The sequence below is a fragment of the Nocardia sp. FBN12 genome (genome assembly GCF_050320175.1).
In the GTDB taxonomy this organism is placed as follows: domain Bacteria; phylum Actinomycetota; class Actinomycetes; order Mycobacteriales; family Mycobacteriaceae; genus Nocardia.
In genome coordinates, this window is the sequence record NZ_CP190048.1 from 4,790,050 (window position 1) to 4,813,052 (window position 23,003).

At 67.7% G+C, this 23,003-nt stretch carries 19 protein-coding genes; 14 read left to right on the top strand and 5 right to left on the bottom strand.

Annotated elements, in window-relative coordinates; all coding sequences use genetic code 11:
• The first annotated feature begins 31 nt into the window (after positions 1 to 31).
• The 6 genes from ACQHI0_RS22685 to ACQHI0_RS22710 all read left to right on the top strand — a co-directional run bounded on the left by ACQHI0_RS22685 (position 32) and on the right by ACQHI0_RS22710 (position 11,398).
• A complete protein-coding gene (locus ACQHI0_RS22685) occupies positions 32 to 751 on the top strand; it encodes a hypothetical protein (protein WP_427909265.1) in 720 nt (239 codons plus the stop codon).
• Positions 748 to 1,704 carry an ATP-binding cassette domain-containing protein gene (locus tag ACQHI0_RS22690; protein WP_427903846.1) on the top strand — a complete coding sequence of 319 codons (957 nt, stop codon included), beginning with the start codon at positions 748 to 750 and terminating at the stop codon, positions 1,702 to 1,704. The genes ACQHI0_RS22685 and ACQHI0_RS22690 overlap by 4 nt, the downstream gene beginning before the upstream one ends.
• Positions 1,701 to 2,486 (top strand): ABC transporter permease, encoded by a 786-nt coding sequence (locus tag ACQHI0_RS22695; protein WP_427903847.1) that lies wholly within the window; start codon positions 1,701 to 1,703, stop codon positions 2,484 to 2,486. The genes ACQHI0_RS22690 and ACQHI0_RS22695 overlap by 4 nt, the downstream gene beginning before the upstream one ends.
• Positions 2,486 to 6,091 carry an ABC transporter ATP-binding protein gene (locus tag ACQHI0_RS22700; protein ID WP_427903848.1) on the top strand — a complete coding sequence of 1,202 codons (3,606 nt, stop codon included), beginning with the start codon at positions 2,486 to 2,488 and terminating at the stop codon, positions 6,089 to 6,091. The genes ACQHI0_RS22695 and ACQHI0_RS22700 overlap by 1 nt, the downstream gene beginning before the upstream one ends.
• 104 nt (positions 6,092 to 6,195) lie before the next feature.
• On the top strand, positions 6,196 to 9,963 hold the full coding sequence (locus tag ACQHI0_RS22705; protein ID WP_427903849.1) for a multifunctional oxoglutarate decarboxylase/oxoglutarate dehydrogenase thiamine pyrophosphate-binding subunit/dihydrolipoyllysine-residue succinyltransferase subunit: 3,768 nt from the start codon (positions 6,196 to 6,198) through the stop codon (positions 9,961 to 9,963).
• Between the two features lie 271 nt (positions 9,964 to 10,234).
• Complete coding sequence (locus tag ACQHI0_RS22710) at positions 10,235 to 11,398, top strand: hypothetical protein (protein WP_427903850.1); 1,164 nt, start codon at positions 10,235 to 10,237, stop codon at positions 11,396 to 11,398.
• A gap of 15 nt (positions 11,399 to 11,413) precedes the next feature.
• Here ACQHI0_RS22710 and ACQHI0_RS22715 read toward each other — a convergent pair whose 3' ends face one another.
• Both ACQHI0_RS22715 and ACQHI0_RS22720 read right to left on the bottom strand, forming a co-directional pair.
• Positions 11,414 to 11,878: a hypothetical protein gene (locus tag ACQHI0_RS22715; protein ID WP_427903851.1), complete on the bottom strand. Its 465-nt coding sequence runs from the start codon at positions 11,876 to 11,878 to the stop codon at positions 11,414 to 11,416.
• Entirely contained in the window at positions 11,875 to 12,591 is a 717-nt protein-coding gene (locus tag ACQHI0_RS22720) for an SDR family NAD(P)-dependent oxidoreductase (RefSeq protein WP_427903852.1), read from the bottom strand. The genes ACQHI0_RS22715 and ACQHI0_RS22720 overlap by 4 nt, the downstream gene beginning before the upstream one ends.
• A gap of 101 nt (positions 12,592 to 12,692) precedes the next feature.
• On the opposite strand from ACQHI0_RS22720, the gene ACQHI0_RS22725 reads away from it, so the two are divergent.
• Complete coding sequence (locus ACQHI0_RS22725; RefSeq protein WP_427903853.1) at positions 12,693 to 13,541, top strand: helix-turn-helix transcriptional regulator; 849 nt, start codon at positions 12,693 to 12,695, stop codon at positions 13,539 to 13,541.
• 96 nt (positions 13,542 to 13,637) lie between these two features.
• On the opposite strand, the gene ACQHI0_RS22730 is transcribed toward ACQHI0_RS22725, so the two are convergent.
• Complete coding sequence (locus tag ACQHI0_RS22730; protein ID WP_427903854.1) at positions 13,638 to 14,270, bottom strand: hypothetical protein; 633 nt, start codon at positions 14,268 to 14,270, stop codon at positions 13,638 to 13,640.
• 79 nt (positions 14,271 to 14,349) lie between these two features.
• On the opposite strand from ACQHI0_RS22730, the gene ACQHI0_RS22735 reads away from it, so the two are divergent.
• On the top strand, positions 14,350 to 14,967 hold the full coding sequence (locus tag ACQHI0_RS22735) for a TetR/AcrR family transcriptional regulator (RefSeq protein ID WP_427903855.1): 618 nt from the start codon (positions 14,350 to 14,352) through the stop codon (positions 14,965 to 14,967).
• 100 nt (positions 14,968 to 15,067) lie between these two features.
• Positions 15,068 to 15,286, top strand: a complete 219-nt coding sequence (locus tag ACQHI0_RS22740) for a hypothetical protein (RefSeq protein ID WP_427903856.1) — start codon at positions 15,068 to 15,070, stop codon at positions 15,284 to 15,286.
• Positions 15,287 to 15,359: 73 nt separating this feature from the next.
• Here ACQHI0_RS22740 and ACQHI0_RS22745 read toward each other — a convergent pair whose 3' ends face one another.
• Positions 15,360 to 16,352 carry an NAD(P)/FAD-dependent oxidoreductase gene (locus tag ACQHI0_RS22745; protein WP_427903857.1) on the bottom strand — a complete coding sequence of 331 codons (993 nt, stop codon included), beginning with the start codon at positions 16,350 to 16,352 and terminating at the stop codon, positions 15,360 to 15,362.
• An 81-nt stretch (positions 16,353 to 16,433) separates the two neighbouring features.
• Between ACQHI0_RS22745 and ACQHI0_RS22750 the strand changes: the two genes are divergently transcribed.
• Positions 16,434 to 17,015: a helix-turn-helix domain-containing protein gene (locus ACQHI0_RS22750; protein ID WP_427903858.1), complete on the top strand. Its 582-nt coding sequence runs from the start codon at positions 16,434 to 16,436 to the stop codon at positions 17,013 to 17,015.
• A gap of 28 nt (positions 17,016 to 17,043) precedes the next feature.
• Here the strand turns inward: ACQHI0_RS22750 and ACQHI0_RS22755 are convergent, their stop codons facing one another.
• On the bottom strand, positions 17,044 to 17,679 hold the full coding sequence (locus tag ACQHI0_RS22755) for a TetR/AcrR family transcriptional regulator (RefSeq protein WP_427903859.1): 636 nt from the start codon (positions 17,677 to 17,679) through the stop codon (positions 17,044 to 17,046).
• A 68-nt stretch (positions 17,680 to 17,747) separates the two neighbouring features.
• Between ACQHI0_RS22755 and ACQHI0_RS22760 the strand changes: the two genes are divergently transcribed.
• The 4 genes from ACQHI0_RS22760 (at position 17,748) to ACQHI0_RS22775 (ending at position 22,972) form a co-directional block, all read left to right on the top strand.
• Positions 17,748 to 19,283 (top strand): flavin-containing monooxygenase, encoded by a 1,536-nt coding sequence (locus ACQHI0_RS22760; protein WP_427903860.1) that lies wholly within the window; start codon positions 17,748 to 17,750, stop codon positions 19,281 to 19,283.
• The gene (locus ACQHI0_RS22765; RefSeq protein ID WP_427903861.1) at positions 19,280 to 20,113 is read left to right on the top strand and encodes an SDR family NAD(P)-dependent oxidoreductase; all 834 of its coding nucleotides are present in this window, start codon (positions 19,280 to 19,282) and stop codon (positions 20,111 to 20,113) included. Before ACQHI0_RS22760 ends, ACQHI0_RS22765 begins: the two co-directional genes overlap by 4 nt.
• Positions 20,114 to 20,129: 16 nt before the next feature.
• Positions 20,130 to 21,083: an alpha/beta hydrolase gene (locus ACQHI0_RS22770; protein WP_427903862.1), complete on the top strand. Its 954-nt coding sequence runs from the start codon at positions 20,130 to 20,132 to the stop codon at positions 21,081 to 21,083.
• Positions 21,084 to 21,175: 92 nt separating this feature from the next.
• Complete coding sequence (locus tag ACQHI0_RS22775; RefSeq protein ID WP_427903863.1) at positions 21,176 to 22,972, top strand: AMP-dependent synthetase/ligase; 1,797 nt, start codon at positions 21,176 to 21,178, stop codon at positions 22,970 to 22,972.
• Positions 22,973 to 23,003 lie beyond the last annotated feature (31 nt).

The window sequence follows — 23,003 nt, forward strand, 5'->3', positions numbered from 1 at the left end:
GACTCGTTGGGGCGAAGAGGAGGACGACGCCGTGTTCAAGAACGCGATCGAAAAAGCCGTGGTCGATGTGCTCGACACCGGGTCAAAGCTGCAGGCGCCGGCCGTACGCCGCTATGTCGAATTCCTGCGTGAGCGTCATCCCGGGGAGAGTCCGGCCCAGATCGTGACACGGTTGGAGAAGCAGTATCTGCTCGCCGTCACCGGCAGCGGTGCGGCCGTCGGCGCCACCGCGGCGGTGCCGGGTGTCGGCACGATCGCCGCACTCGGGGCGGTGAGCGCCGAGACCGTGTTCTTCATGGAGGCGTCGGCCCTGTTCACCCTGGCCCAGGCCGCGGTGCACGGCATCGAGCCCGAAAACAAGGAAGCCCGGCGCGCGCTGGTGCTCGCGGTCGTACTCGGCGATGCCGGGATCGCGATCGTGCAGAAGGGACTCAGCACCCAGTCGAAGAATTGGGCGGGCGCGCTGGCGGGCAAGGTTCCCGGCCTCGGCGGGATCAACAGCAAACTGCTGCAGCAGTTCATGAAGCGGTTCATCACCAAGCGGGTCGCGCTGATGGCGGGCAAGGTGCTGCCCGCAGGCATCGGCGCCGCCATCGGTGGCGCGGGCAACCGGGCGCTTGGCAAGGTGACAATCGAGAACGCGCACAAGGCTTTCGGGCCCGCGCCCGCGCTGTGGCCGACCCCGCTGCACAACGTGATCGATGCCGATCCGCTGCCCGCGATCGGTACCCGCAAGGCGACCGAGAAGTGAGCAAGGGTGGTGACGCCGTGCTGCTGCGTGGTGTCGGCAAGCAGTTCGGGCCGGTGAGCGCGGTCCACGAGATCGACTTCGCCGTGCCGGCGGGTTCGGTGACCGCCCTCGTCGGGCCCGCCGGAGCGGGCAAGTCGACGGTCCTGCAGATGGTGCTGGGCCTGCAGCAGCCGACCACGGGCAGTATCGCGGGCGTCGACCGTGGTCCCGCCGCGGTCGGGGCGGTGCTGAGTCCGCGTGGCCTGCATCCGGCACGCACGGTGCGCGATCAACTGCGGTGCTACGCGCCGGTCGCGGGGGCGTCGCGGCGCCGGGTCGCCGCGGTGCTCGACGAAGCCGGCCTCACCGCTGTCGCCGAAACTGTTGTCGCCCAGCTACATCCGGGTCAGCAGACACGCCTGGCCCTGGCCATGGCGTTGCTGGCCGATCCCCGGCTGCTGGTGCTCGACGATCTGTTCGCGGGCGCGAACAGCATCGAACGCGGCTGGCTGCTCGAGCTGCTGCGTCGCCACGCGAACCGCGGCGGCACCGTGCTGGTGAGTTCCGACGCACTGGCCGATGTGGTGTCGAGCGCCGATCAGCTCGTGGTGCTCAGCGAAGGCACTGTCGTCTGGCAGGGCACACCGGCCAAGTTGCGCCGCGGCCATCCCGACCGGCTCGTTGTCGCCGCGTCGCCGTCCATCGCACTGGCGACCGCGCTGGCCGGGCAGGGCTTCACCGACGCGGTCATGCGACCCGACGGGCGTCTTGCCGTCGCCGAGGCGAACGAAGCGACCATCCGCTCGATCGCCGACACCGCGCAGGTGCGGATCGGCAGCATCGTCGCCGATCCCATCCACCCCGATCGGGTGCTGGCCTCGCTGACCAAACCGCGCCGCCACCGGCACACCGTCCCGACGCCGACTCCCGCCGCGTACGTCCCGGCCCCGACCTCGTATGGGATGCCTCGATGACCACCTCCGTGATCCCCGCCGATCTCGTTCCCGGTATCGACGCCGAGGCGCGCAAGATCGTCGCGCTGCGCCAGACCCGGCTGCTGCTTGCCGCGCCGGTGGCGCTGGCGCTGGTCGCGACGCTGATCACCGCGATCATGTCGGGGCCCGCCGATCCGAAGGGTCAGCCCGCGACCGGGGCCGCCACGATCGGCCTCTACCTCGGAATGGTCGCGGTCTTCGTGGTCGCCGCGTTGCTCGGCATCGCCTCGACCGGCGGTGAGTACCGGCACAAGACCATGGCGTTGACCGTGCTGTTCGCGCCCGATCGCGACCGGCTGGTCACCGCGAAGTACGCCGCGACCGCCGCTTTCGCCTTCGCGCTCGCGCTGGCCGCCGAACTGGTGAGCTTCGTGGTGCTGCTCGTCGCGGCGCGCGGGAAATTCGAACTCGGCTGGCAGCTGATCGAAGTGCTCGCGGCCGGTCTGCTGGTAGCCATGTGCTGGGCGGTGATCGGCGCCGGAATCGGGCTGCTGCTGCGCACCTTCAGCGGCGCGGCGTGGCTGGTGCTCGGCTGGGCGTTCGCGCTCGAACCGCTGATCTGGGTGGTGGCCAAGGGTTTCGGCGCGGGCGGATTCGCCGCGCTGCTGCCCGTCTCGGCCACCGTGGCCGGGGTCAGCGCCGGCTCGTTCGACGAGGCCGAGGTCTTCGCGCCGACACCGGCGGCACTGGTGGTCCTGCTGCTGTGGACAGCGGCGGTCGGCGCCGCGGGGTGGTGGGACCTGCGCAACCGAGACCTGTAGTGCCCGCGACCGCGGGTTCGTCCGGGTGGATCCGCAGGCTGTGGCGCCTGTGCCTGGAACACCCCCGGCTGCTGGCGGGCATCGCCGTCTCCGTGCTGGCCGGTGCGGCGGTCGCGATCGCCGCACCGCTGGCGACCAAACGCGCGGTCGACGCCGCCCAGGTGGGCGACACCGCGGTGATCGGCAGCGCCGCCGTCCTGCTCGCCGTACTGGCTGTGACCCGGTTCGTCGTCACCTTCGCGCGCAGGCTCTGGGCGGGCAAGCTGTCGCTGGAAGTGCAACACGGCCTTCGCATCTCGCTGCTCGCCGCCTTGCAGCGGCTCGACGGCGCGGGCCAGGACGCGATCCGCACCGGGCAGGTGGTGTCGCGGTCGATCACCGATCTGCAGCTCGTGCAGGGACTGCTCGCCATGGTGCCGTGGTCGGGACTGGCGGTGTTGCAGTTCGTGCTGTCGGCGGTGGTGATGGTGTGGTTGAGTCCACCGCTGGCGCTGGCAGCCCTGCTGGTCGCGCCCGCGATGGCGGTGATCGTGTTCCGGATGCGGCCCCGGCTCTACGCGGCGACCTGGTCGGCGCAGCAGCGCGCGGCCGACCTCGCCGAACACGTCGAGCAGACGGTGACCGGGGTGCGGGTGGTGAAGGGATTCGGGCAGGAATCCCGGATGGTCGACATCCTCGAAGACCACGGCCGGCTGCTGTTCGCCGAACGGATGCGCGCCGCGCGAATCAACGCCAGGTTCGCGCCGTTGGTGTCGGCGCTGCCGCAGGCCGGGCTGGTCGCGGTGATCATCGTCGGCGGTGTGCTCGCCTCGCACGGCGCGATCGGCATCGGCACCTTCCTCGCGTTCACCGCCTACCTCGCCACGATGACGTCCTCGGCTCGCACGATCACCTCGGTGGTGATCATGGGTCAGCTCACCAAGGCCGCCGTCGACCGGGTCTTCGGGGTGATCGACGCGGCACCGGTGCTGGTCGATCCGGACGACCCCGCCGAGCTACCGCCGGGACCGCTCGGGATCGAATTCGATGCTGTCAGTTTCGGTTTCGAGGCCGATCAGCCGGTGTTGCAGAAACTCGACCTCACCGTGCGGCCCGGCGAGACCGTCGCGGTGATCGGTCCGGCGGGGTCGGGCAAGTCCACGCTCTCGCTGCTGCTCCCCCGCTTCTACGCACCCGACGCGGGCCGGATCAATCTCGTCGGCGCCGACGGCACCCGCGTCGACCTGGCCGAGCTGCGTGCCGACGAGCTGCGCGGCGCGGTCGGTGTCGTCTTTGACGATCCGTTCCTGTTCTCCGACACCATCGCCGCCAATATCGCGCTCGGCAGGCCCGACGCCACCGACGCCGAGATCCGGGCCGCCGCGACGGCCGCCGCCGCGGACGAGTTCATCGCCGCGCTGCCGGAGGGCTACGACACCGTCATCGGCGAACGCGGGCTGACCCTCTCGGGTGGCCAACGCCAGCGCGTCGCCCTGGCCAGGGCGCTGCTCACCCACCCGCGCGTGCTGGTGCTCGACGACGCCACCTCCGCGGTCGACGCCGTCACCGAGGCCGAGATCTTCCGCCGGCTCCCCGACCCGGGCGGGCGGACCACGCTGATCCTGGCGCACCGGGAATCGACGCTGGCCCAGGCCGACCGCGTCATCCGGCTGCCCGCACCCATCGCGTCGGTGGTGCCGGCGACCGGCGCCATGACCACACCACTGGGCGACGCGGGCAAACCACGCTCGATGTCGTCGGCCTCGAACGACCTCAGCGAAACACCGGAACTGCGCGCCGCGGTCGACGCCCTGCCACCGGCAACCGAGGAACCCGCCCTGCCCGGCGACCTCCGCGCACCCCAACCCAGCTTCGGCCTGCGCGCACTGCTGCGCCCGGTTCGCGGCCTGGTGTGCGTGGTCGTCGGGCTGCTCATCGTCGACGCGCTGGTCGGTGTCGCGTTCCCGCCGCTGGTCCGCTATGCCATCGACATCGGCGTCACCGCGGGCGACGACTCCGCGCTCGTCCTCGCGGGGGTGATCGGGATCGGGCTGGTGCTGGCCGGCTTGGTGGTCGGCGCCGCGGTCACCGTGCTCACCGCGCGCACGGGCGAGCGCGTGCTGTTCGGGCTGCGGGTGCGCAGCTATGCCCAGTTGCAGCGGCTCGGCCTCGACTTCTACGAACGCGAACTGTCCGGTCGCATCATGACCAGGATGACCACCGACGTCGACGCGCTCTCGACGTTCCTGCAGACCGGAGTCGCCACCGGGCTGGTCGCGCTGATCACCCTGATCGGCGTCGCCATCGGACTGTTCTTCATCGATGCCGGGCTGGCCGTGGTGGTGCTGGTCACCGTCTTGCCGATGCTGGTGGCCACGCTGCTTTTCCGCCGGGTGTCCTCGGTGGCCTACACGGTCTCGCGCGAACGGGTCTCGACGGTCAACGCGGGTTTCCAGGAGAACATCGCCGGCCTGCGCGCGGTGCAGGCCGCCCGCAACGAGCCGACCGCCGCGCGCCGCTTCGCCGAGTACTCCCACCGCTACCGCGATGCGCGGATCCGCGCGCAGCGAGCGATCGCGGCCTATTTCTCCTTCGGTCTGGCCTGGGCCGATCTGGCGCTCGCTGTGGTGGTCTACCTCGGCGCCAATGCCGTCGCGGACGGACGCACGACCACCGGCACGCTCGTCGCCTTCGTCCTCTACCTGGGTCTGCTGTTCAGTCCCATCCAGGAACTGTCACAGGTCTTCGACGGCTATCAGCAGGCCAGAGTCGGGCTGCGGCGGATCGGCGATCTGCTGCGCACCACGTCATCGATCGCCGCCGACCCACCCGACGCGATCTCGGTCGACCGCCTGCGCGGCGAGATCGTCTTCGACGACGTCGGATTCCGCTACCCCGGCGCGAGCACCCCCGCCCTCGACGGCGTGACCTTCGCGGTTCCCCCTGGCGCGACCCTGGCACTGGTCGGGCCGACCGGCGCGGGCAAATCGACGATCGTGAAGCTGCTTGCCCGCCTCTACGACCTCCCACCCGAGCCTGCGGCCGGTGCGATCCTGGTCGACGGTATCGATCTCCGGAAATATGTCCTCACCGAGTACCGCACGCGGCTGGGAATCGTGCCGCAGGAAGTTCACTTGTTCACCGGCGACGTGGCGAGCAACATTGCATTCGGGCAAACATTCGCCACCTCGGTGGACATCGCGATGGCGGCCGACGCCGTCGGCGCGTCGGAAATGATCAACGGTCTCCCCCGAAAAATGCACCATCCGGTCGGTGAACGCGGACGCGGACTCTCCGCCGGACAACGCCAGATGATCGCGCTGGCCAGGGCCGAACTGGTCGACCCCGACCTGCTGCTGCTCGACGAGGCCACCTCCACCCTCGACCCGGACACCGAGGCATCGGTGCTGGTTGCGAGCCGATCGCTGGCGCGAGGGCGGACCACGGTGGTGGTCGCGCACCGTCTCGCGACCGCCGCGCGCGCCGATCTGGTTGCCGTGGTCGAACACGGCCGTATCGTGGAATTCGGCGCGCCGTCAGACCTACTCGCCAGTAACGGTCACTACTCCCGACTCTGGGCGGCGGGGCAGGAGGCAGAGGGCATAGTGTCGACCCAAGACCGGTAGCGACGCCTGTCAGCCGCTGGGCATATGCTCGGTGAGGGCGCATCGGCAGACATGGCTGATACCCCTGCCGGGCACGTCACAAACGTCGCAGCGCGAAGAACGAAATGAGGCGAACACCAGCTGTGAGCAGCTCAACTTCCCAGTTCGGACAGAACCAGTGGCTAGTCGACGAGATGTATCAGAAGTTCAAACAGGACCCATCCTCGGTCGACGCAAGTTGGCACGAGTTCCTCGCGGATTACACGCCGGAAGCCACCGAATCCGGTAACAGCCAGGTTCCGGCCGCCTCCACCGCTCCCGCGGCAGCCGCTGCGCCCAAGGCGGCAGCAGCGCAGGCCCCGGCCCCCAAGGCCGTGGTAGCGACCCCACCGCCGAAGCCCGCCGCGGCTCCCGCGCCGGCTCCGGCCGCCAAGACCGTGCGCGCACCGCAGACCACACCTGCACCGGTGTCCAACGCACCGGCCACCACCGCGCCCAAGGCAGCGGCTGCCGCCGGCCCGGAGAACAAGGTGCTGCGCGGCCCCGCCGCCGCCATCGCCAAGAACATGTCGGCCTCGCTGACGATCCCCACCGCGACGTCGGTGCGCGCGATCCCCGCCAAGCTAATGATCGACAACCGCCTGGTGATCAACAACCACCTGGCCCGCACTCGCGGCGGCAAGATCTCGTTCACCCACCTGCTGGGTTACGCGATCGTGCAGGCGATCAAGGCGTTCCCGAACCTGAACCGCCACTTCGCCGAGATCGACGGCAAGCCGAACTCGGTCACCCCGGCCCACACCAACCTGGGCCTGGCGATCGACCTCCAGGGCAAGGACGGCAACCGATCGCTGGCCGTGGCCGCCATCAAGGAAACCGAAGACATGAGCTTCGGTCAGTTCCACGCGGCCTACGAGGACGTCGTGCGCCGGGCCCGCGAGGGCAAGCTCGGTAACGACGACTTCGCCGGCGTCACCATCTCGCTGACCAACCCCGGCACCATCGGCACCGTCCACTCGGTGCCGCGCCTCATGCCGGGCCAGGGCGCGATCATCGGTGCCGGTGCGATGGAATACCCCGCCGAGTTCCAGGGCATGAGCGATGAGCGGATCGCCGATATCGGCGTCGGCAAGCTGATGACGCTGACCTCGACCTACGACCACCGCATCATCCAGGGTGCCGAGTCGGGCGATTTCCTGCGCACCATCCACAACCTGCTGATCTCCGACGAGTTCTACGACGAGATCTTCCACGGCCTCGGCGTGCCGTACGAGCCGATCCGCTGGCGCAAGGACATCAGCGCGCGCGGTGTCGACAAGAGCGCCCGCGTGCTCGAGATGATCGCGGCCTACCGCAACCGCGGTCACCTGATGGCCGACACCGATCCGCTGCGCCTGGTCAAGGACAAGTTCCGCAGCCACCCCGACCTCGACGTCACCGAGCACGGCCTCACCCTGTGGGACCTGGACCGCACCTTCGACGTGGGCGGTTTCCACGGCCAGGAGCGGATGAAGCTGCGCGATGTGCTCTCGATCCTGCGCGATGCGTACTGCCGCCACGTGGGTGTCGAGTACACCCACATCCTCGAGACCGACCAGCTGCAGTGGATGCAGGAGCGGGTCGAGCAGAAGCACGTCAAACCGACTGTCGCACAGCAGAAGTACATCCTGAACCGGCTCAACGCCGCCGAGGCGTTCGAGACCTTCCTGCAGACCAAGTACGTCGGCCAGAAGCGTTTCTCGCTCGAAGGCGCCGAAGCCGTCATCCCGATGATGGACGCCACCATCGACCAGTGCGCCGAGTACGGCATGGACGAGGTCATCATCGGCATGCCGCACCGCGGTCGCCTCAACGTGCTCGCCAATATCGTCGGCAAGCCGTACTCGAAGATCTTCACCGAGTTCGAGGGCAACATGAACCCGGCGGCCACCCACGGCTCCGGCGACGTGAAGTACCACCTCGGTGCGCACGGCCAGTACCTGCAGATGTTCGGCGACAACGAGATCGAGGTCTCGCTCACCGCCAACCCCTCGCACCTCGAGGCGGTCGACCCGGTGCTCGAGGGTCTGGTGCGCGCCAAGCAGGACCTGCTCGACAAGGGCGACGGCCCCGACGGCTTCTCGGTGATGCCGCTGATGCTGCACGGTGACGCCGCGTTCGCCGGTCAGGGCGTGGTCGCCGAGACGCTGAACCTGTCGGGTCTGCGTGGTTACCGCGTCGGCGGCACCATCCACATCGTGGTGAACAACCAGATCGGCTTCACCACCGCGCCGGAGAACAGCCGCTCCACCGAGTACTCCACCGACATCGCGAAGTTCATCGGCGCGCCGATCTTCCACGTCAACGGTGACGACCCGGAGGCCTGCGACTGGGTCGCGCGCCTGGCGGTCGACTTCCGCCAGAAGTTCCGCAAGGACGTCGTCATCGACCTCGTCTGCTACCGCCGCCGCGGGCACAACGAGGGTGACGATCCCTCGATGACCCAGCCGGAGATGTACGACATCATCGACACCAAGCGTTCGGTGCGTAAGGCGTACACCGAATCGCTGATCGGCCGCGGTGACATCTCCATGAAGGAGGCCGAGGACGCGCTGCGCGACTACCAAGGCCAGCTGGAGCGCGTGTTCAACGAGGTCCGCGAGCTGGAGAAGTACATTCCGGAGCCGTCGGAGTCGGTCGAGGACGACCAGAAGGTGCCCGCCACCGTGGTCACCGCGGTCGACAAGTCGGTGCTGCAGCGGATTGGCGACGCGTTCCTGAACACTCCCGACGGTTTCAACGTGCACCCGCGCGTGAAGCCGGTGCTGGAGAAGCGTCGCGAGATGGCCTACGAGGGCAAGGTCGACTGGGCCTTCGCCGAGCTGCTCGCCTTCGGTTCGCTGATCGACCAGGGCCACGATGTGCGCCTGACCGGTCAGGACTCGCGTCGCGGCACGTTCACCCAGCGTCACTCGGTGATCATCGACCGGATCAACGCGCAGGAGTACACCCCGCTGCACAACATCGGCTCGGAGAAGCCGGGCTGGTTCGCGGTGCACGACTCCGCGCTGAGCGAGTACGCCGCGGTCGGCTTCGAATACGGCTACTCCCTCGGCAACCCCAACGCACTCGTGCTGTGGGAAGCGCAGTTCGGTGACTTCGTCAACGGCGCGCAGTCGATCATCGACGAGTTCATCTCCTCCGGTGAGGCCAAGTGGGGCCAGCTCTCCGACGTGGTGCTGCTGCTGCCGCACGGCCACGAGGGTCAGGGTCCCGACCACACCTCCGGTCGCATCGAGCGGTTCCTGCAGCTGTGCGCCGAGGGTTCGATGACCGTGGCGGTGCCGTCCACCCCGGCGAACTACTTCCACCTGCTGCGTCGCCACGCGCTCGACGGGATCCGTCGTCCGCTGATCGTCTTCACCCCGAAGTCGATGCTGCGCAACAAGGCCGTGGTGTCCGACGTCAAGGACTTCACCGAGTCGAAGTTCCGTTCGGTGTTCGACGAGCCCACCTACGAACAGGGCATCGGCGACACCACCAAGGTCAAGCGCATCCTGCTGACCTCGGGCAAGCTCTACTACGAGCTCGCCGCGGAGAAGGCCAAGCACAAGCGTGAAGACGTGGCCATCGTCCGGATCGAACAGCTCTACCCGATCCCGACGTACCGCCTCAACGAGGCACTGGCCAAGTACCCCAACGCGACCGACATCGCCTGGGTCCAGGAAGAACCCGCCAACCAGGGCGCCTGGCCCTTCTTCGGCCTCAACCTCCCCGAGGTCCTGCCCGAGCGCCTCGGCCGCCTGCGTCGCATCTCGCGTCGCGCCATGTCGGCCCCGTCCTCGGGTTCGTCGAAGGTGCACGCCGTGGAACAGGCCGAGATCATCGGCGAGGCCTTCGAGCCGACCACGTAGCTTCTTCTCGCACAACGGCGAACGCCGGGTGGATCATCGCGATCCGCCCGGCGTTCGCCGTTTCGCGGCGAGAGATGGGTCACAGAGTTCTCTTATCCAGGCGGCAACCACGTCTCAATGAGTCCCGGTAGTGTCCGAGAACCTAAGGGGCCCGCCCTGATCTGGACTGACCGGAGGGTGCGACGAAGGAGTGCCCGGGGGGAGGGAAGATCAGGGGCCCGCAGGGCCCCGCTCGAGCGCGCCAGCGCTCCAACAAACACGGGAGCATGGCATGGCGAACGGACGTAACGGGTACCTGCTGTTGGGCGGGATCGCCTCGGTGGGAGCTGGCGCCGTGCATTTCATGGCGGCGGGAATGCACACCGAGCACGCGACTCTGGCACGGCTGATGGTCGTGCTCGCCGCGGTCCAGTGCGCGACCGGACTGGCGGTGTTGCTGAGTGAGCGCAAACTCGTCGTGACGTCGATGCTCGCGGTGAATGCTTTCGCGGCCGCGGTATGGGCGTTCACGCGGTTCGCTGATGTGGGGTTCATCGCCGGGTTGACCGCGGAGTCACCGCAGGTAGCGGATACCGTGTGCGCCGCGTTGGGTGCGCTGGCCGCCATTGCCGCGGGAATCGGCCTACTCAGGCCCACCGCGACGTTGCCGCCACTGCGGTCGGGGATCGCGGCCGCGGCGGTGGGGGTGCTCGCGCTGGCGGCGATGCTCAACGGTGTCGGACACGTCCACAGTCACGGGAGCGAGGACGCGCACGCGGCGGGCGGGGACCACGCGCACGGCACGGGCGACGACCACGGCACCGAGGCGAACTGGCCGCGCCCCTTCGATCCGGCGAAGCCGATCGACCTGTCGGGTGTCGCCGGTGTGACGCCGGATCAGCAGGCACGCGCGACCGACCTCGTTCGCAGCACCCTCGACGGCCTGCCCGCCTTCGCGGACGTGAATTCCGTTGGCGCCCTCGGCTTCCGCTCGATCGGCGACTCGGCCACCGGGTACGAGCACTACATCAACACCAGCTACATCCGCGACAACAACTTCCTCGATCCCGCCCACCCGGAGTCGCTGGTCTACCGGGTCGACGGAACCGACCGCACCCTCGTCTCGGCGATGTACATCGCCAACGGCAAGAAGATCGACGACCCGGCCCTGGTGGATTTCGGCGGTTCCCTGATGCAGTGGCACGTCCACGACAACCTCTGCTGGAAAGCCGGCGACAACGGCCCCGTGGTCGCCGGTGTGCTCGACGCCCAGGGCAACTGCCCGCCCAACTCCATCAACCCCGGCTCGGGAAACCCGATGGTGCACGTGTGGATCGCCCCGCACGAGTGCGGTCCGTTCGCGGCGCTGGAAGGCCACGGCGCCGGGCAAGCCTCGGCGGACGGTCGGCGCACCGACACCTGCGGCGGCCATGACCACGGCGGCGGCCACAAGTAGCAGCCGGTCTCTGCTTCACTCCGGCTGCACCCACCGGCGCAGCGCGTCGATGGTCGTTTCCGGAGAAGTGTTGAAACAGAATCGAATTCCCGGAGCGATCTCGCCGGCGACATTGATCAGGCGTTCGAACAGCAGGGTGTGCTCGGGGGCCATCCGCACACCGGCTCCGATCATGGCCACCCGGAACTGCCCGCTCGCCGCGCATTCACGCAGCGTCGCCTCGGCCGCGTCGGGATCGGCGGGGACCTGGCACGAGACGATGTCGAATCCCGCCGCACGCAGGGCGGTTTCACCTGCCGCGATGCGGGCGGTCAGGGTGGCTTCGTCCATCTGCGGGTAGCGGGAGTAGTCGACCGCGTTGGGGTGTAGACCGATCGACAGCACCGTGTTCGGCTGGGCCACTGGATTCTCCGTTCTCATCAGATAGGCGGTGATGCCGAGACCGGCGAGCACCGCCACGAGCAGTGCGCCCGCTTTCACCACGGTGCGGTACCCGTTCGGTCGAAGAATCCGCCGGTCGGGCCGTCCGGGTCGGCCATCGCCACGGCGACGACGGCGTCGGTGCCCTCGGTGACGGTCTGGAAACCACTGTGCCCGTTGAGGTCGGTGGCGGTGTAGCCGGGATCGATCGCGTTGACCTTCATCTCGCCGAGTTCGCTCGCGTACATGACGGTGAGCATGTTCAGCGCCGCCTTGGTGCCCGGGTAGCCGAGGGCTGGTGGCAGCAGGCCCTGCCACTTCGGGTCGGTGATCGTCGCGATCGAGCCGACACCGCTGGAGACCATCACGATGCGGGGGTGGTCGGACACACGCAGCAGCCCCACGAACGCGTTCGTCACCCGAATCGGGCCGAAGACGTTGGTCTCGAACACTTCTCGCAGATCGTCGGGCCTGGTTTCGGAGGGCGCGGTGCGCGGACCGCCGATGGCGGCGTTGTTGATGAGCACGTCGAGGCGGCCCGCCGTGGCCTTGACGATGTCGGCGGCCGCGGCGACCGAGTCGTCGGAGGTCACATCGAGCGGGACGAATCGAACGTCGAAACCGGCCGCGGTGAATTCGGCGGCGGCCGCCTCGCCGAGGGCGGTGTCGCGGGCCGCGAGGAACACCTGCCAGCCCGCTTCGGCCAATCTGCGCACCGTTTCCCGGCCGAGTCCCTTATTGGCCCCGGTGACCAGGGCAATCGTTGTTGTCATGCGTCCAGATTCCCGCCGACGCGCCACGTTCTCCAGTGCTGCCTCGGCATAGGACCGGCGGTACCACCCCCGCGCTCGGGTCCTGCGGCACCATGGGAGAGGTGGACAGAGCGGAATTGGCGACGGTTTTGCGCACCGCGCGTTCTCGGCTGACCCCCGCCGACGCGGGCCTGCCGAGCGGGTCACGCAGGCAGGTACCCGGGTTGCGGCGCGAGGAAGTGGCGAACCTGGCCGGTGTCAGCGTCGACTACGTCGTGCGGCTGGAGCAGGGTCGCGGACCCAAACCGTCCGAGCAGGTGCTCGGCGCGCTCACCAGGGCGCTGCGGCTCACCGATGTCGATCGCGATCTCGTCTATCGACTCGCCGGGTCGGAACCACCGCAGGCCGGGCGGATTCCGATGCTGATCCGCCCCAGCGTGCTGCGCCTGCTGGATCGCCTGGCCGATCTGCCCGTGCTGGTGCTCTCCGCCAAATCCGATGTCCTCGCCTGGAATCCCTTGTCGGCGGCCCTGCTCGGTGATTTCTCCGCGATCCCCGTGACCCAGCGCAACATCATGTGGCAGCGCTTCCTCGGCAGCGGTATGGGCCGCATCGTCATGACACCCGAGGAGGCCGACAGCAACGCGGCCGCCTGCGTCGGCTGCCTGCGCGCGGTCAAAGCCACCTACCCCGATGACCCCGGCCTGACCCGCCTGCTCACCGAACTTCGCACCGGCAGTACCGAATTCGAGGAGCACTGGCAGGCGGGCCGCTCCAGCGTCATGCACAGCCTCACCAAAACCATCGCCCACCCCGACCTCGGCGCCCTCACCCTCGACTGCGACGCCATGCACGTCCCCGACACCGACCAGACCGTCATCATCTACTCCGCGGCCCCCAACACCCCGACCGCCACCGCCCTCGACCTACTCCGCGTAACCGGCCTCGAATCCTTCGCAACACCCGAATAACACCTGGCCGCCACTGGGCTACATCGAGGTCGTCCGCAGTTTCCGGCGGACGCCGCTCCCTGACCGGCCGTGAACCTCCGGCATTTTCGTCTCCGCTCAGTCAGTTTTCTGACTGGCCAGCCCCGAATCGGGCGAAAATGCGGCGCGGATCGATGCGACCGCGGCCTTCGGATCATCGGCCCAGAATGCGACGGTGCTCGCCGTGAAGTCGCCGTGCGGGGTGTGGAAGGTCTGCGGTTCGATCAAGTCGACGCGGATATTGGTCGAGCTGCCGACGATGACAGCGAGCGTTGTCTCGCCGGGGCCGGTGAGCTGCAAGGACTTCGCGCCGTCGTAGGCGCGTAGATCGTTGCGGACGGCGCGGATGCCGGCCAGCGGGAGGTCGAGGGCGACCCGGCGCAGGTAGCGGACCCGCAGGAGTTCATCGGTGAGCACATGGGGATACATGTGGTGCGCGGCCAGCATGCCAACCATCCACAGCAATCCCCAGACCCCGAGTCCCAGCGCGACAAACCGCGCCGCGGGCCACGGAATCAGTAGGTGAACCGCCGGGATCTCCACGGCGCTGACCACGATGAACGCCCAGATGACAGCCGACTCCGCGCCCGCGTACCGAATCGGCGTGCCGCCTTCGGTGTCCGGCCTGCGGCTGACGGCCCGCGCGAGGCTCACCCAGATGTCGGTTTCCAGACGAACGAAAGACCGTGCGAGCCGGCTGATCGGGCGCATGGGACCCTCCTTTTCAATACACTCGCATTGTAAAGGGGCGAAGTGCGGCAATACAAGTGCATTGTGAAAAGATTGGCCCATGCCGAAGCGGGTGGATCACAGTTCTCGACGCGCGACGATCAGCGATGCGGTGATGCGCCTGCTCGCCCGCGACGGCCTGGAGTCGATCAGCCTGCGCCACGTCGCCGCCGAGGCAGGAGTCTCCGCGGGCCAGGTGCAGCATTATTTCCCCAGCAAGGAGGCGATGATGGAGTTCGCGACCACCACCATCGCCGACCGGATCGCCACGCGGATCTCCGCGGCGGGCCCCGACCCCGATCTGCGCCAGATCCTCACCACGCTGCTCCCCACCGACCCCGAATCGGCCGCCGACGCCCGCATCCTGATCGGTTACCTGGCCTTCGCCACAGTCCGCCCCCAGATCGCCGAAACCCTGAAAATGAACGGCCTCGGCTTCCGCGACCACGTCGCAGGCATGCTCCCCGACCACCCCGACCCGACCGCCGCCGCCGAATCCCTGCTCGCCCTACTCGACGGCCTCGCCCTGCACGTCACCATCGGCCAGCTCTCGCCGGACAAGGCCCGCGCCCTGCTGACCACGGCCATCGATGACGCGCAAGGCTATCGCACTCGACCACGACCCCCGGCGGACGACGCACCCACTGCCGACCAGGAGGAAACCCTGACCCCGAACTGATCGACAGCCCCGGTTTTCAGGGCTACCGGTCGGTCGTTTCACAGGGAATCATTCTTCTCGCCGACTCTGCGGCAACACTTTTCGAGATTTGGGAGACAGCGTGTCGATCGGGAAATTTGTCATGGCCGGTATGGCGATTGTGGCGCTGGGGGCCATGGCTCCGGCTACCGCGATGGCCGCGCCGACAGCAGCCGCGCCGGTCGCCGAGACCGGCAGCGCCGATGCGACCAGTGGCAGTGGCACCCTGGTCATGCTCATCGAGGAGCTGTTCAAGCCGTGCCCGTTCAGCAGCACGGTGTGCCCGGCCACCGATAACTGAGTCCGTCGCGAAGGGCCCCGCCGAGACGTTCGGCGGGGCCCTTCGCGCCAGATCGAACCGAGGGTCGATCGGCTTACGCCGACGCCGATTCGGCCAGGTCGGCATCGGCGCGACGTACGGCCACCGCCGCGGCGGTTTCGGCCATCACCAGTTCCGCGTTGATCTGCGCACCGGCCATTGCGCCGGCGGCCGCGGCCGCGCCGACCTGGGCAGACGGGTCGGTGGCGTTGCCCGCGATCCAGACGCCGGGCACCGCGGTCCGGCCGACGGGATCAGCGGGGATGTGGTCGCCCGCGCCGGACGGGTGCGGCTCGGGCGTGAGGCCGAGGTCGGTAAGGAAGGTGGCGCGCGTGTTCATGCGGGGTGCCACGACCAGGGCGTCGCGTTCGATGATCGTGCCGTCGGCGAGCTGGACACCGGTCAGGCGGTCGGCGCCGAGAACCTCGACGACCTTGCCTTCGATGATCCGAATACCCCGCGCCACAAGCTTTTCCGCATCTTCTTCGCTCAGCGGCGCAGCCGTGTGCGTCAGGAACACGATATCGTCGCTGAGCTGGCTGAACAGCAACGCCTGATGCACCGACATCGGTCCACTCGCCAGCACGGCGATGCGCTGATCGCGCACTTCCCAGCCGTGGCAGTAGGGGCAATGCAAGACGTCGTGACCCCAGTGTTCGCGCAGGCCGGGAACATCGGGGAGTTCGTCCGCGAGGCCGGTGGCCACGAGAATCCGCTGAGCGGCCACCGTGCGACCGTCGGCGAGGGTCACCGCGAATTCATCGATATCCGATGAATCAGCCGCACGCCCCACCGCGACAACCTGACCCGACACGACGTGCCCGCCGTACCCACGCACCTCGGCGCGGCCGAGTTCGAGCAGCTCCAACGGCGACATCCCCTCGCGCCCGAGCAGTCCGTGGACGCCCTGAGCAGGCGCGTTACGCGGCGCCCCCGCGTCGATCACGGCGACCGAGCGCCGCGAACGCGCCAGCATCAGTGCCGCGTTCAGCCCAGCGGCTCCACCACCGAGCACCACCACGTCGTATGAATCGTTCAGCTGTGTCATCTCGACCTCCTTCGAGCTCCACCATGCATTCCAGCGCCGAATACTGGCAACCTTCTTTGCCGACATGGCAAACTGGAGAGCATGGACGACCTCGATCAGACCCTCGACTCGGTCGGCCCTCGCCTGCGCGCCCTGCGCAAACAGCGCCAGACCACCCTCACCGACCTCTCCCAGGAAACCGGCATCTCGGTGAGCACCCTGTCCCGCCTGGAATCCGGCGACCGCAAACCCACCCTGGAACTCCTGCTCCCCCTGGCCAAGGCGCACGGCGTCACCCTCGACGAGCTCGTCGACGCCCCGCCCACCGGCGACCCACGCATCCACCTGCGCCCGGTCAGCCGACACGGCATGACCATGCTCCCGCTCACCAAACGCGCGGGCGGCATCCAGGCCTTCAAGATGATCATCGCCCCCGGCGCCCGCGATCGGCCTCAGACGCCGCAGGTGCACGAGGGTTACGAGTGGCTCTACGTGCTCAACGGTCGCCTGCGCCTGATCCTCGGTGACAACGACATCATCATGAACCCCGGCGAGGCCGCCGAATTCGACACCCATGTCCCGCACTGGTTCGGCGCCGCCGACGAACAATCCGTCGAATTCCTCAGCCTGTTCGGCAAGCAGGGCGAGCGCGCACACCTGCGCGCCCGCCCGAAGTCCGAATAGGCCGGAAAGGGCAAGCGATTCGGAGAATTCAGCCCTGCAGTGCCGCGATCAACGCCGGACTCAATGCCAGCGCGGGCAAGGACTCGACCAACAAGTCGACCAACTGCTCGCGGCTGATCGGCTTCTCGACGATCCAGGTGAGGATGGTCTCCTCGACAAACGCGATCCAGCCACGAATGGCCAAGGTGAGCCGCGCCAGTTCGGCACCCTCGGGCGGCAGCGGCAGTTCGCCGATGATGAGATCGGCGATGGCGCCGCGGGTTTCGTTGACCTGTCCGGCCACGTCCGGGGTGACGCTAGCGGGCCCGCGCAGCACCGAGCGGTAGGGCGCGGAGTGTTCACAGACGTAGTCGACGTAGCGTTCGATCGAGTCGCGCAGCATGTCGAACAGCGACAACTCACGGTTGGGCATGATCGCGACGAAGAACTCGGTGCTCACATGCCGGGCGATCGCCTCGTGGAACTCCTGCTTGGACGCGAAGTAGTGGAACAGCAGCCCGCGCGAAATGCCCGCCTGCTTGGCGATGTCGTCGACCGAGATCTCCTCGAGTGATCGGTCGACCAGCATCTCGGCGCCGAGGGTGATCAGCTGCAGCCGACGCTCCTCGGGACTGAGCCGCACACGCTTGGTCTCTCCCACGCTCCTGGTACTCACATCAGCCATCCTAGCCACTACTGAATACGGTTCAATAGCTGTTGACTACGGCTCAATAAGACCGTATTCTGCATTACATGAGTCGCAAGGTTACAGACAAAGTTGTCGAACCCGGAGCAGGCGCCCGCCACGTCACGACGGTCATCGTCGGCAGCGGGTTCGCAGGCCTCGGCCTGGCCATTCGCCTGCGTCAGCAGGGTCGCGAGGATTTCCTCGTGCTCGAGCGCGGCAGCGAAGTCGGCGGCACCTGGCGCGACAACACCTATCCCGGTGCCGCCTGCGACGTGCCTTCGCACCTGTACTCCTACTCGTTCGCCCCGAACCCGGACTGGACCCGGTCGTTCTCCAAGCAGGGCGAGATCCAGTCCTACATCAAGAGCGTCGCCGAGCGTTACGACGTGCTCGACCGCCACGTCTTCGACTGCGACGTCCAGAGCGTCCGCTGGAACGAGGCGACCGCGCAGTGGGACATCCGCACCACCAAGGGCGAGTTCACCGCTGACACCGTGGTCTCCGCGGTCGGCGCGCTGTGTGAGCCGTCGCTGCCGGACATCAAGGGCATCAACGGTTTCGAGGGCGAGATCTTCCACTCCGCCCGCTGGAACCACGACGCCGATCTCACCGGTAAGCGCGTCGCGGTGATCGGCACCGGCGCCTCCTCGATCCAGATCGTGCCCGCCATCGCGAGCAAGGTCGCCACGCTCGACGTCTACCAGCGCACCGCGCCCTGGTTGCTGCCGCGCATGGACCGCCCGTATCTGCTGCCCGAACGGCTGGCGTTCAAGCACCTGCCCGTCGTGCAGCGTCTGTCCCGCGCGGCCATCTACGCCGCGCGCGAGACCCAGGTCGTCGGCCTGACCCGCTTCCCGGCCCTGATGAAGGCCTTCGAGGCCATCTCACGCGCCAAGCTGCAGATCGAGATCCGCGACAGCGAGCTGCGCAAGAAGGTCACCCCGAACTACCGGATCGGCTGCAAGCGCATGCTGATCTCCAACGACTACTACCCCGCGCTCGATCGCGACAATGTCGACGTGGTCACCGACGGTATCGCCGAAGTGAAGGCGGGTTCCATCGTGACCAAGGACGGCACCGAGCGCGAGATCGACGCGCTGATCGTGGCCACCGGCTTCCACGTCACCGACTCCCCGACCTACAACTCGATCGTCGGGCGCGACGGGCGCACGCTGACCGAGGTGTTCGACCAGATCGGCCAGCAGGCCTACAAGGGCTCGGCCATCGCGAACTTCCCCAACATGTTCTTCCTGGTCGGCCCGAATGTCGGCCTCGGCCACACCTCGATGGTGTACATGATCGAATCGCAGATCAATTACGTCAGCGACGCGCTGGCGACGATCGACAAGCAGGGTCTGCGCACGGTCGAGGTGCGCGAAGACGTGCAGCACGCCTACAACGCCGACCTGCAGGAAAAGTTGGGCAAGACCGTCTGGAACACTGGCGGCTGCGCCAGCTGGTACCTGGACAAGCACGGCAACAACACCACGTTGTGGCCGGACTTCACCTTCGAATTCCGTAGGCTCACACGGTATTTCGATGCCGATGCCTACACTACGACAACCGCAGACGCCGACAGGGAAGTGGTGGCAGCACAGTGAGCAAAGATGCTTACTTCACGAACAAGGTATGCGTGATCACCGGAGCAGGCTCCGGCATCGGGCGCGCGCTGGCCGAGAACCTGGCCGCGCGTGGCGCCAAGCTCGCGCTCTCCGACATCGACGCCGAGGGCCTTGCCCAGACCGTCGCCTCCTGCGAGAAGCTGGGCGCGCAGGTCAAGTCCGACCGGCTCAATGTGGCCGAGCGCGAGTCGTTCCTGCTCTACGCCGATCAGGTGAAGGCGCATTTCGGCGTCGTGCACCAGATCTACAACAACGCGGGCATCGCCTACCACGGTGACGTGATCAAGACCGAGTTCAAAGACATCGAACGCATCATGGATGTGGACTTCTGGGGCGTCGTCAACGGCACCAAGGCGTTCCTGCCGATGCTGATCGAGTCCGGCGACGGCCACGTCATCAACGTCTCCAGCCTGTTCGGCCTGGTCACCGTGCCCGGCCAGGCGGCCTACAACTCGGCCAAGTTCGCGGTGCGCGGCTTCACCGAGGCGCTGTACCAGGAGATGAAGGTCGCCAAGGCGCCCGTCAAGGTCACCTGCGTGCACCCCGGCGGCATCAAGACCGCGGTCGCCCGCAATGCCACCTACGCCGAGGGCATGGATGGCGCCAATGCCGCCACCCTGTTCGACAAGTACCTGGCGATTCACAGCCCGGAGATGGCCGCGCAGACCATCACCGAAGGTGTGCGCAAGGGCCAGGCGCGCGTGCTGATCGGCTGGGAGGCCAAGCTGCTCGACGTGAGCGTGCGTTTCCTCGCCTCCGGCTACAACCGAATCTCGGCCGTGGTCAACGGCCGCTTCATGCCGAACTGACAGACCAGGAAACTCCATGCGCGAGTTCAAGATTCCGCTGCCGATCGCCCGCACGCTGCTCGACCCGGTGTTCCGGGTGACGCTGAACGCGCGGCTACCGGTCGCGGTGCAGCGGGTGCTGCTCGACACCGTCTCCCGGCTGCAGTTGGTGCCCGACGGTTCCGTCGTGCAGCACCTGCAGCTGGGTGGGCGCCCCGCCGAGCGGGTGATCGCCGAAACCCCCATTCCGGGTTCGCGTACCCGGGCGGTGCCACCCGAACGTGCCGCGGGCGCGATCTTGTACCTACACGGCGGCGGTTACGTGGTCGGTTCGATCGCCACACACCGTTCGCTGGTGGCCGGTCTCGCGCGCGAGACCGCGTGCGCGGTGTACTCGCTGGACTACCGACTGGCGCCGGAGCACCCGTTCCCGGCCGGGCTCGACGACGCCGAAGCAGCGTTCCTCGACCTGGTCGGCAACGTCGGCTACCGGCCCGATCAGATCTGCCTGGCCGGTGACTCGGCGGGCGGCGGCCTGGCGATGGCACTGGCTCAGCGACTGATCCAACGGCATCAGATGACGCCCGCCGCGCTCGGCCTCATCGCCCCGTGGGTCGATCCCACCGAGGTGCCGAGCAAGGACCGCGATCTGGTGATCAACCGGGCGTGGTCACAGGCGTGTGCCGCCTACTACCTCGGCGACGCCGCCGCAACCGAAGTGGGTTACGCCCCGCTCTCGGGAGACCTGATCGGCCTGCCACCCACCTACGTGCAGGTCGACGTGAGCGAACTCCTGCACGACCAGTGTTGCAAGCTCGTCTCAGCCCTGCGTGGAGCGGGCGTCCACGTCCGGTTCACCGAAACCCGCGGCCTCTGGCACGTCGCGCAACTGCAAGCCGCGCTGGTCACCGAGGCAGCGATGGCACTCAGCGAACTCGCAGAATTCCTGCGAGAAGCAATACAGCCGGTATCGATCAACGATTTACGATAAAGCCTGGTGACGGGCAATTCGGGCGGCGATATCGCAACCGGGCCGAACGTGTCGTAGATTACTGGCGAGTAGAACCCACTGGAAGGGCACAGATGCGAGAGTTCGAAGTTCCGGCTTCCTACACCATCCCGGACGATGCGAACAATTCCGACAACGTCTTCCGCTTCGCGCAGGAGACGCCGAACACGGTCTTGTTCAACGTCCCGAACGGCAGCGGCGGCTGGAATGACGTCACGGCGGCACAGTTCGAGAAGGCCGTCCTCGGCGTGGCCAAGGGCCTGATCGCCGCAGGCATCGAGCTGGGCGACCGCGTCGCGATCATGGCGGCCACCCGCTACGAGTGGACGCTGCTCGACTTCGCGATCTGGGCCGCCGGTGGCGTCACCGTCGCGATCTACGACAGCTCGGCCGCCGAGCAGGCCAAGTGGATCCTGCAGGATTCCGAGACCAAGCTGCTGGTCGTCGAGAACGACAAGCACCGCGCCACGATCGACGAGATCGAGGCCGGTTCGCTGCCCGCGCTCGCCGAGACGATCCAGATCGACAAGGGCGCGATCGACGAGCTCACCAAGCGCGGTGCCGATCTCGGCGACGAGGCCGTGCACGAGCGTCGCAAGCAGGTCGGCGCGGCCTCGCCCGCCACCCTGATCTACACCTCGGGCACCACCGGCAAGCCCAAGGGCGTGCAGCTCACCCACGCCAACCTGTGGGCCGAGTCGCGCTCGGGCGGCATCGAACTGTCGGCGTTCGTGAAGCCGGGTCAGAAGACCCTGCTGTTCCTGCCGCTGGCGCACGTGTTCGCCCGCGCGGTGGCGCTGATCGCCTTCGATTCCAAGGTGATCATCCGCCACAGCTCGGACTGGACCACGCTGGTCGAGCAGTTCGGCGACTTCAAGCCCGACTTCATCCTTTCGGTGCCGCGCGTGTTCGAGAAGGTGTTCAACTCCGCCAAGCAGAAGGCGCACGACGGCGGCAAGGGCAAGATCTTCGACGCCGCCGCGGAGACCGCCATCGCCTACAGCACGGCGCTCGAGACCCCCGGCGGCCCCGACCTGCTGCTCAAGGTCAAGCACTTCGTCTTCGACAAGCTGGTCTTCAGCAAGCTGCGCGCGGCCCTCGGTGGCCAGTGCCTGGCCGCTGTCTCCGGTGGCGGCCCGCTGGGCGCGCGTCTGGGCCACTTCTTCCGTGGTGCGGGCGTGACGATCTACGAGGGCTACGGCCTGACCGAGACCACCGCCGCGTTCAGCGTGAACACCGCCCAGCACATCCGGGTGGGTTCGGTCGGTCGCCCGATCCAGGGGCATGCCGCCAAGATCGCCGAGGACGGCGAACTGCTGCTCAAGGGTTCGGTCGTGTTCGACGGCTACTGGGGCAACGCCGAGGCCACCGGCGAGTCGTTCGAGGACGGCTGGTTCAAGACCGGCGACCTCGGCGCCATCGACGCTGACGGCTTCATCACCATCACCGGCCGCAAGAAGGAAATCCTGGTCACCGCGGGCGGCAAGAACGTCTCCCCCGCGATCCTCGAGGATTCCCTGCGCGCGCACCCGCTGATCAGCCAGGTCATGGTCGTCGGTGACGGCCAGCCGTTCATCGGCGCGCTGATCACCCTGGATCCGGAAGCCCTGCCGGGCTGGAAGGATCGCAACGGCGTGGCCGCCGACACCGCGATCGAGACCCTGATCGAGAACCCGGCGCTGGTCGCCGAGGTGCAGGCCGCGATCGACGAGACCAACAAGAAGGTCTCCAAGGCCGAGGCGATCAAGAAGATCCGTATCCTGCCGGTCGATTGGACCCAGGAGACCGGTGAGCTCACCCCGAAGATGTCGCTCAAGCGCGCCGTCGTCATGAAGCAGTACGCGGGCGAAGTAGACAAGATCTACTCCTAGTCCCCACCCTCGAAAGGCCGGTTGCGTTGCC

Excerpts from the sequence above, each read along its gene's own strand:
- ACQHI0_RS22695 (WP_427903847.1), top strand. The coding sequence starts at position 1,701 with ATGACCACCTCCGTGATCCCCGCCGATCTCGTTCCCGGTATCGACGCC.
- ACQHI0_RS22705 (WP_427903849.1), top strand. The coding sequence starts at position 6,196 with ATGAGGCGAACACCAGCTGTGAGCAGCTCAACTTCCCAGTTCGGACAG.
- ACQHI0_RS22710 (WP_427903850.1), top strand. The coding sequence starts at position 10,235 with ATGGCGAACGGACGTAACGGGTACCTGCTGTTGGGCGGGATCGCCTCG.
- ACQHI0_RS22720 (WP_427903852.1), bottom strand. The coding sequence starts at position 12,591 with ATGACAACAACGATTGCCCTGGTCACCGGGGCCAATAAGGGACTCGGC.
- ACQHI0_RS22730 (WP_427903854.1), bottom strand. The coding sequence starts at position 14,270 with ATGCGCCCGATCAGCCGGCTCGCACGGTCTTTCGTTCGTCTGGAAACC.
- ACQHI0_RS22735 (WP_427903855.1), top strand. The coding sequence starts at position 14,350 with ATGCCGAAGCGGGTGGATCACAGTTCTCGACGCGCGACGATCAGCGAT.
- ACQHI0_RS22745 (WP_427903857.1), bottom strand. The coding sequence starts at position 16,352 with ATGACACAGCTGAACGATTCATACGACGTGGTGGTGCTCGGTGGTGGA.
- ACQHI0_RS22750 (WP_427903858.1), top strand. The coding sequence starts at position 16,434 with ATGGACGACCTCGATCAGACCCTCGACTCGGTCGGCCCTCGCCTGCGC.
- ACQHI0_RS22755 (WP_427903859.1), bottom strand. The coding sequence starts at position 17,679 with ATGGCTGATGTGAGTACCAGGAGCGTGGGAGAGACCAAGCGTGTGCGG.
- ACQHI0_RS22760 (WP_427903860.1), top strand. The coding sequence starts at position 17,748 with ATGAGTCGCAAGGTTACAGACAAAGTTGTCGAACCCGGAGCAGGCGCC.
- ACQHI0_RS22770 (WP_427903862.1), top strand. The coding sequence starts at position 20,130 with ATGCGCGAGTTCAAGATTCCGCTGCCGATCGCCCGCACGCTGCTCGAC.
- ACQHI0_RS22775 (WP_427903863.1), top strand. The coding sequence starts at position 21,176 with ATGCGAGAGTTCGAAGTTCCGGCTTCCTACACCATCCCGGACGATGCG.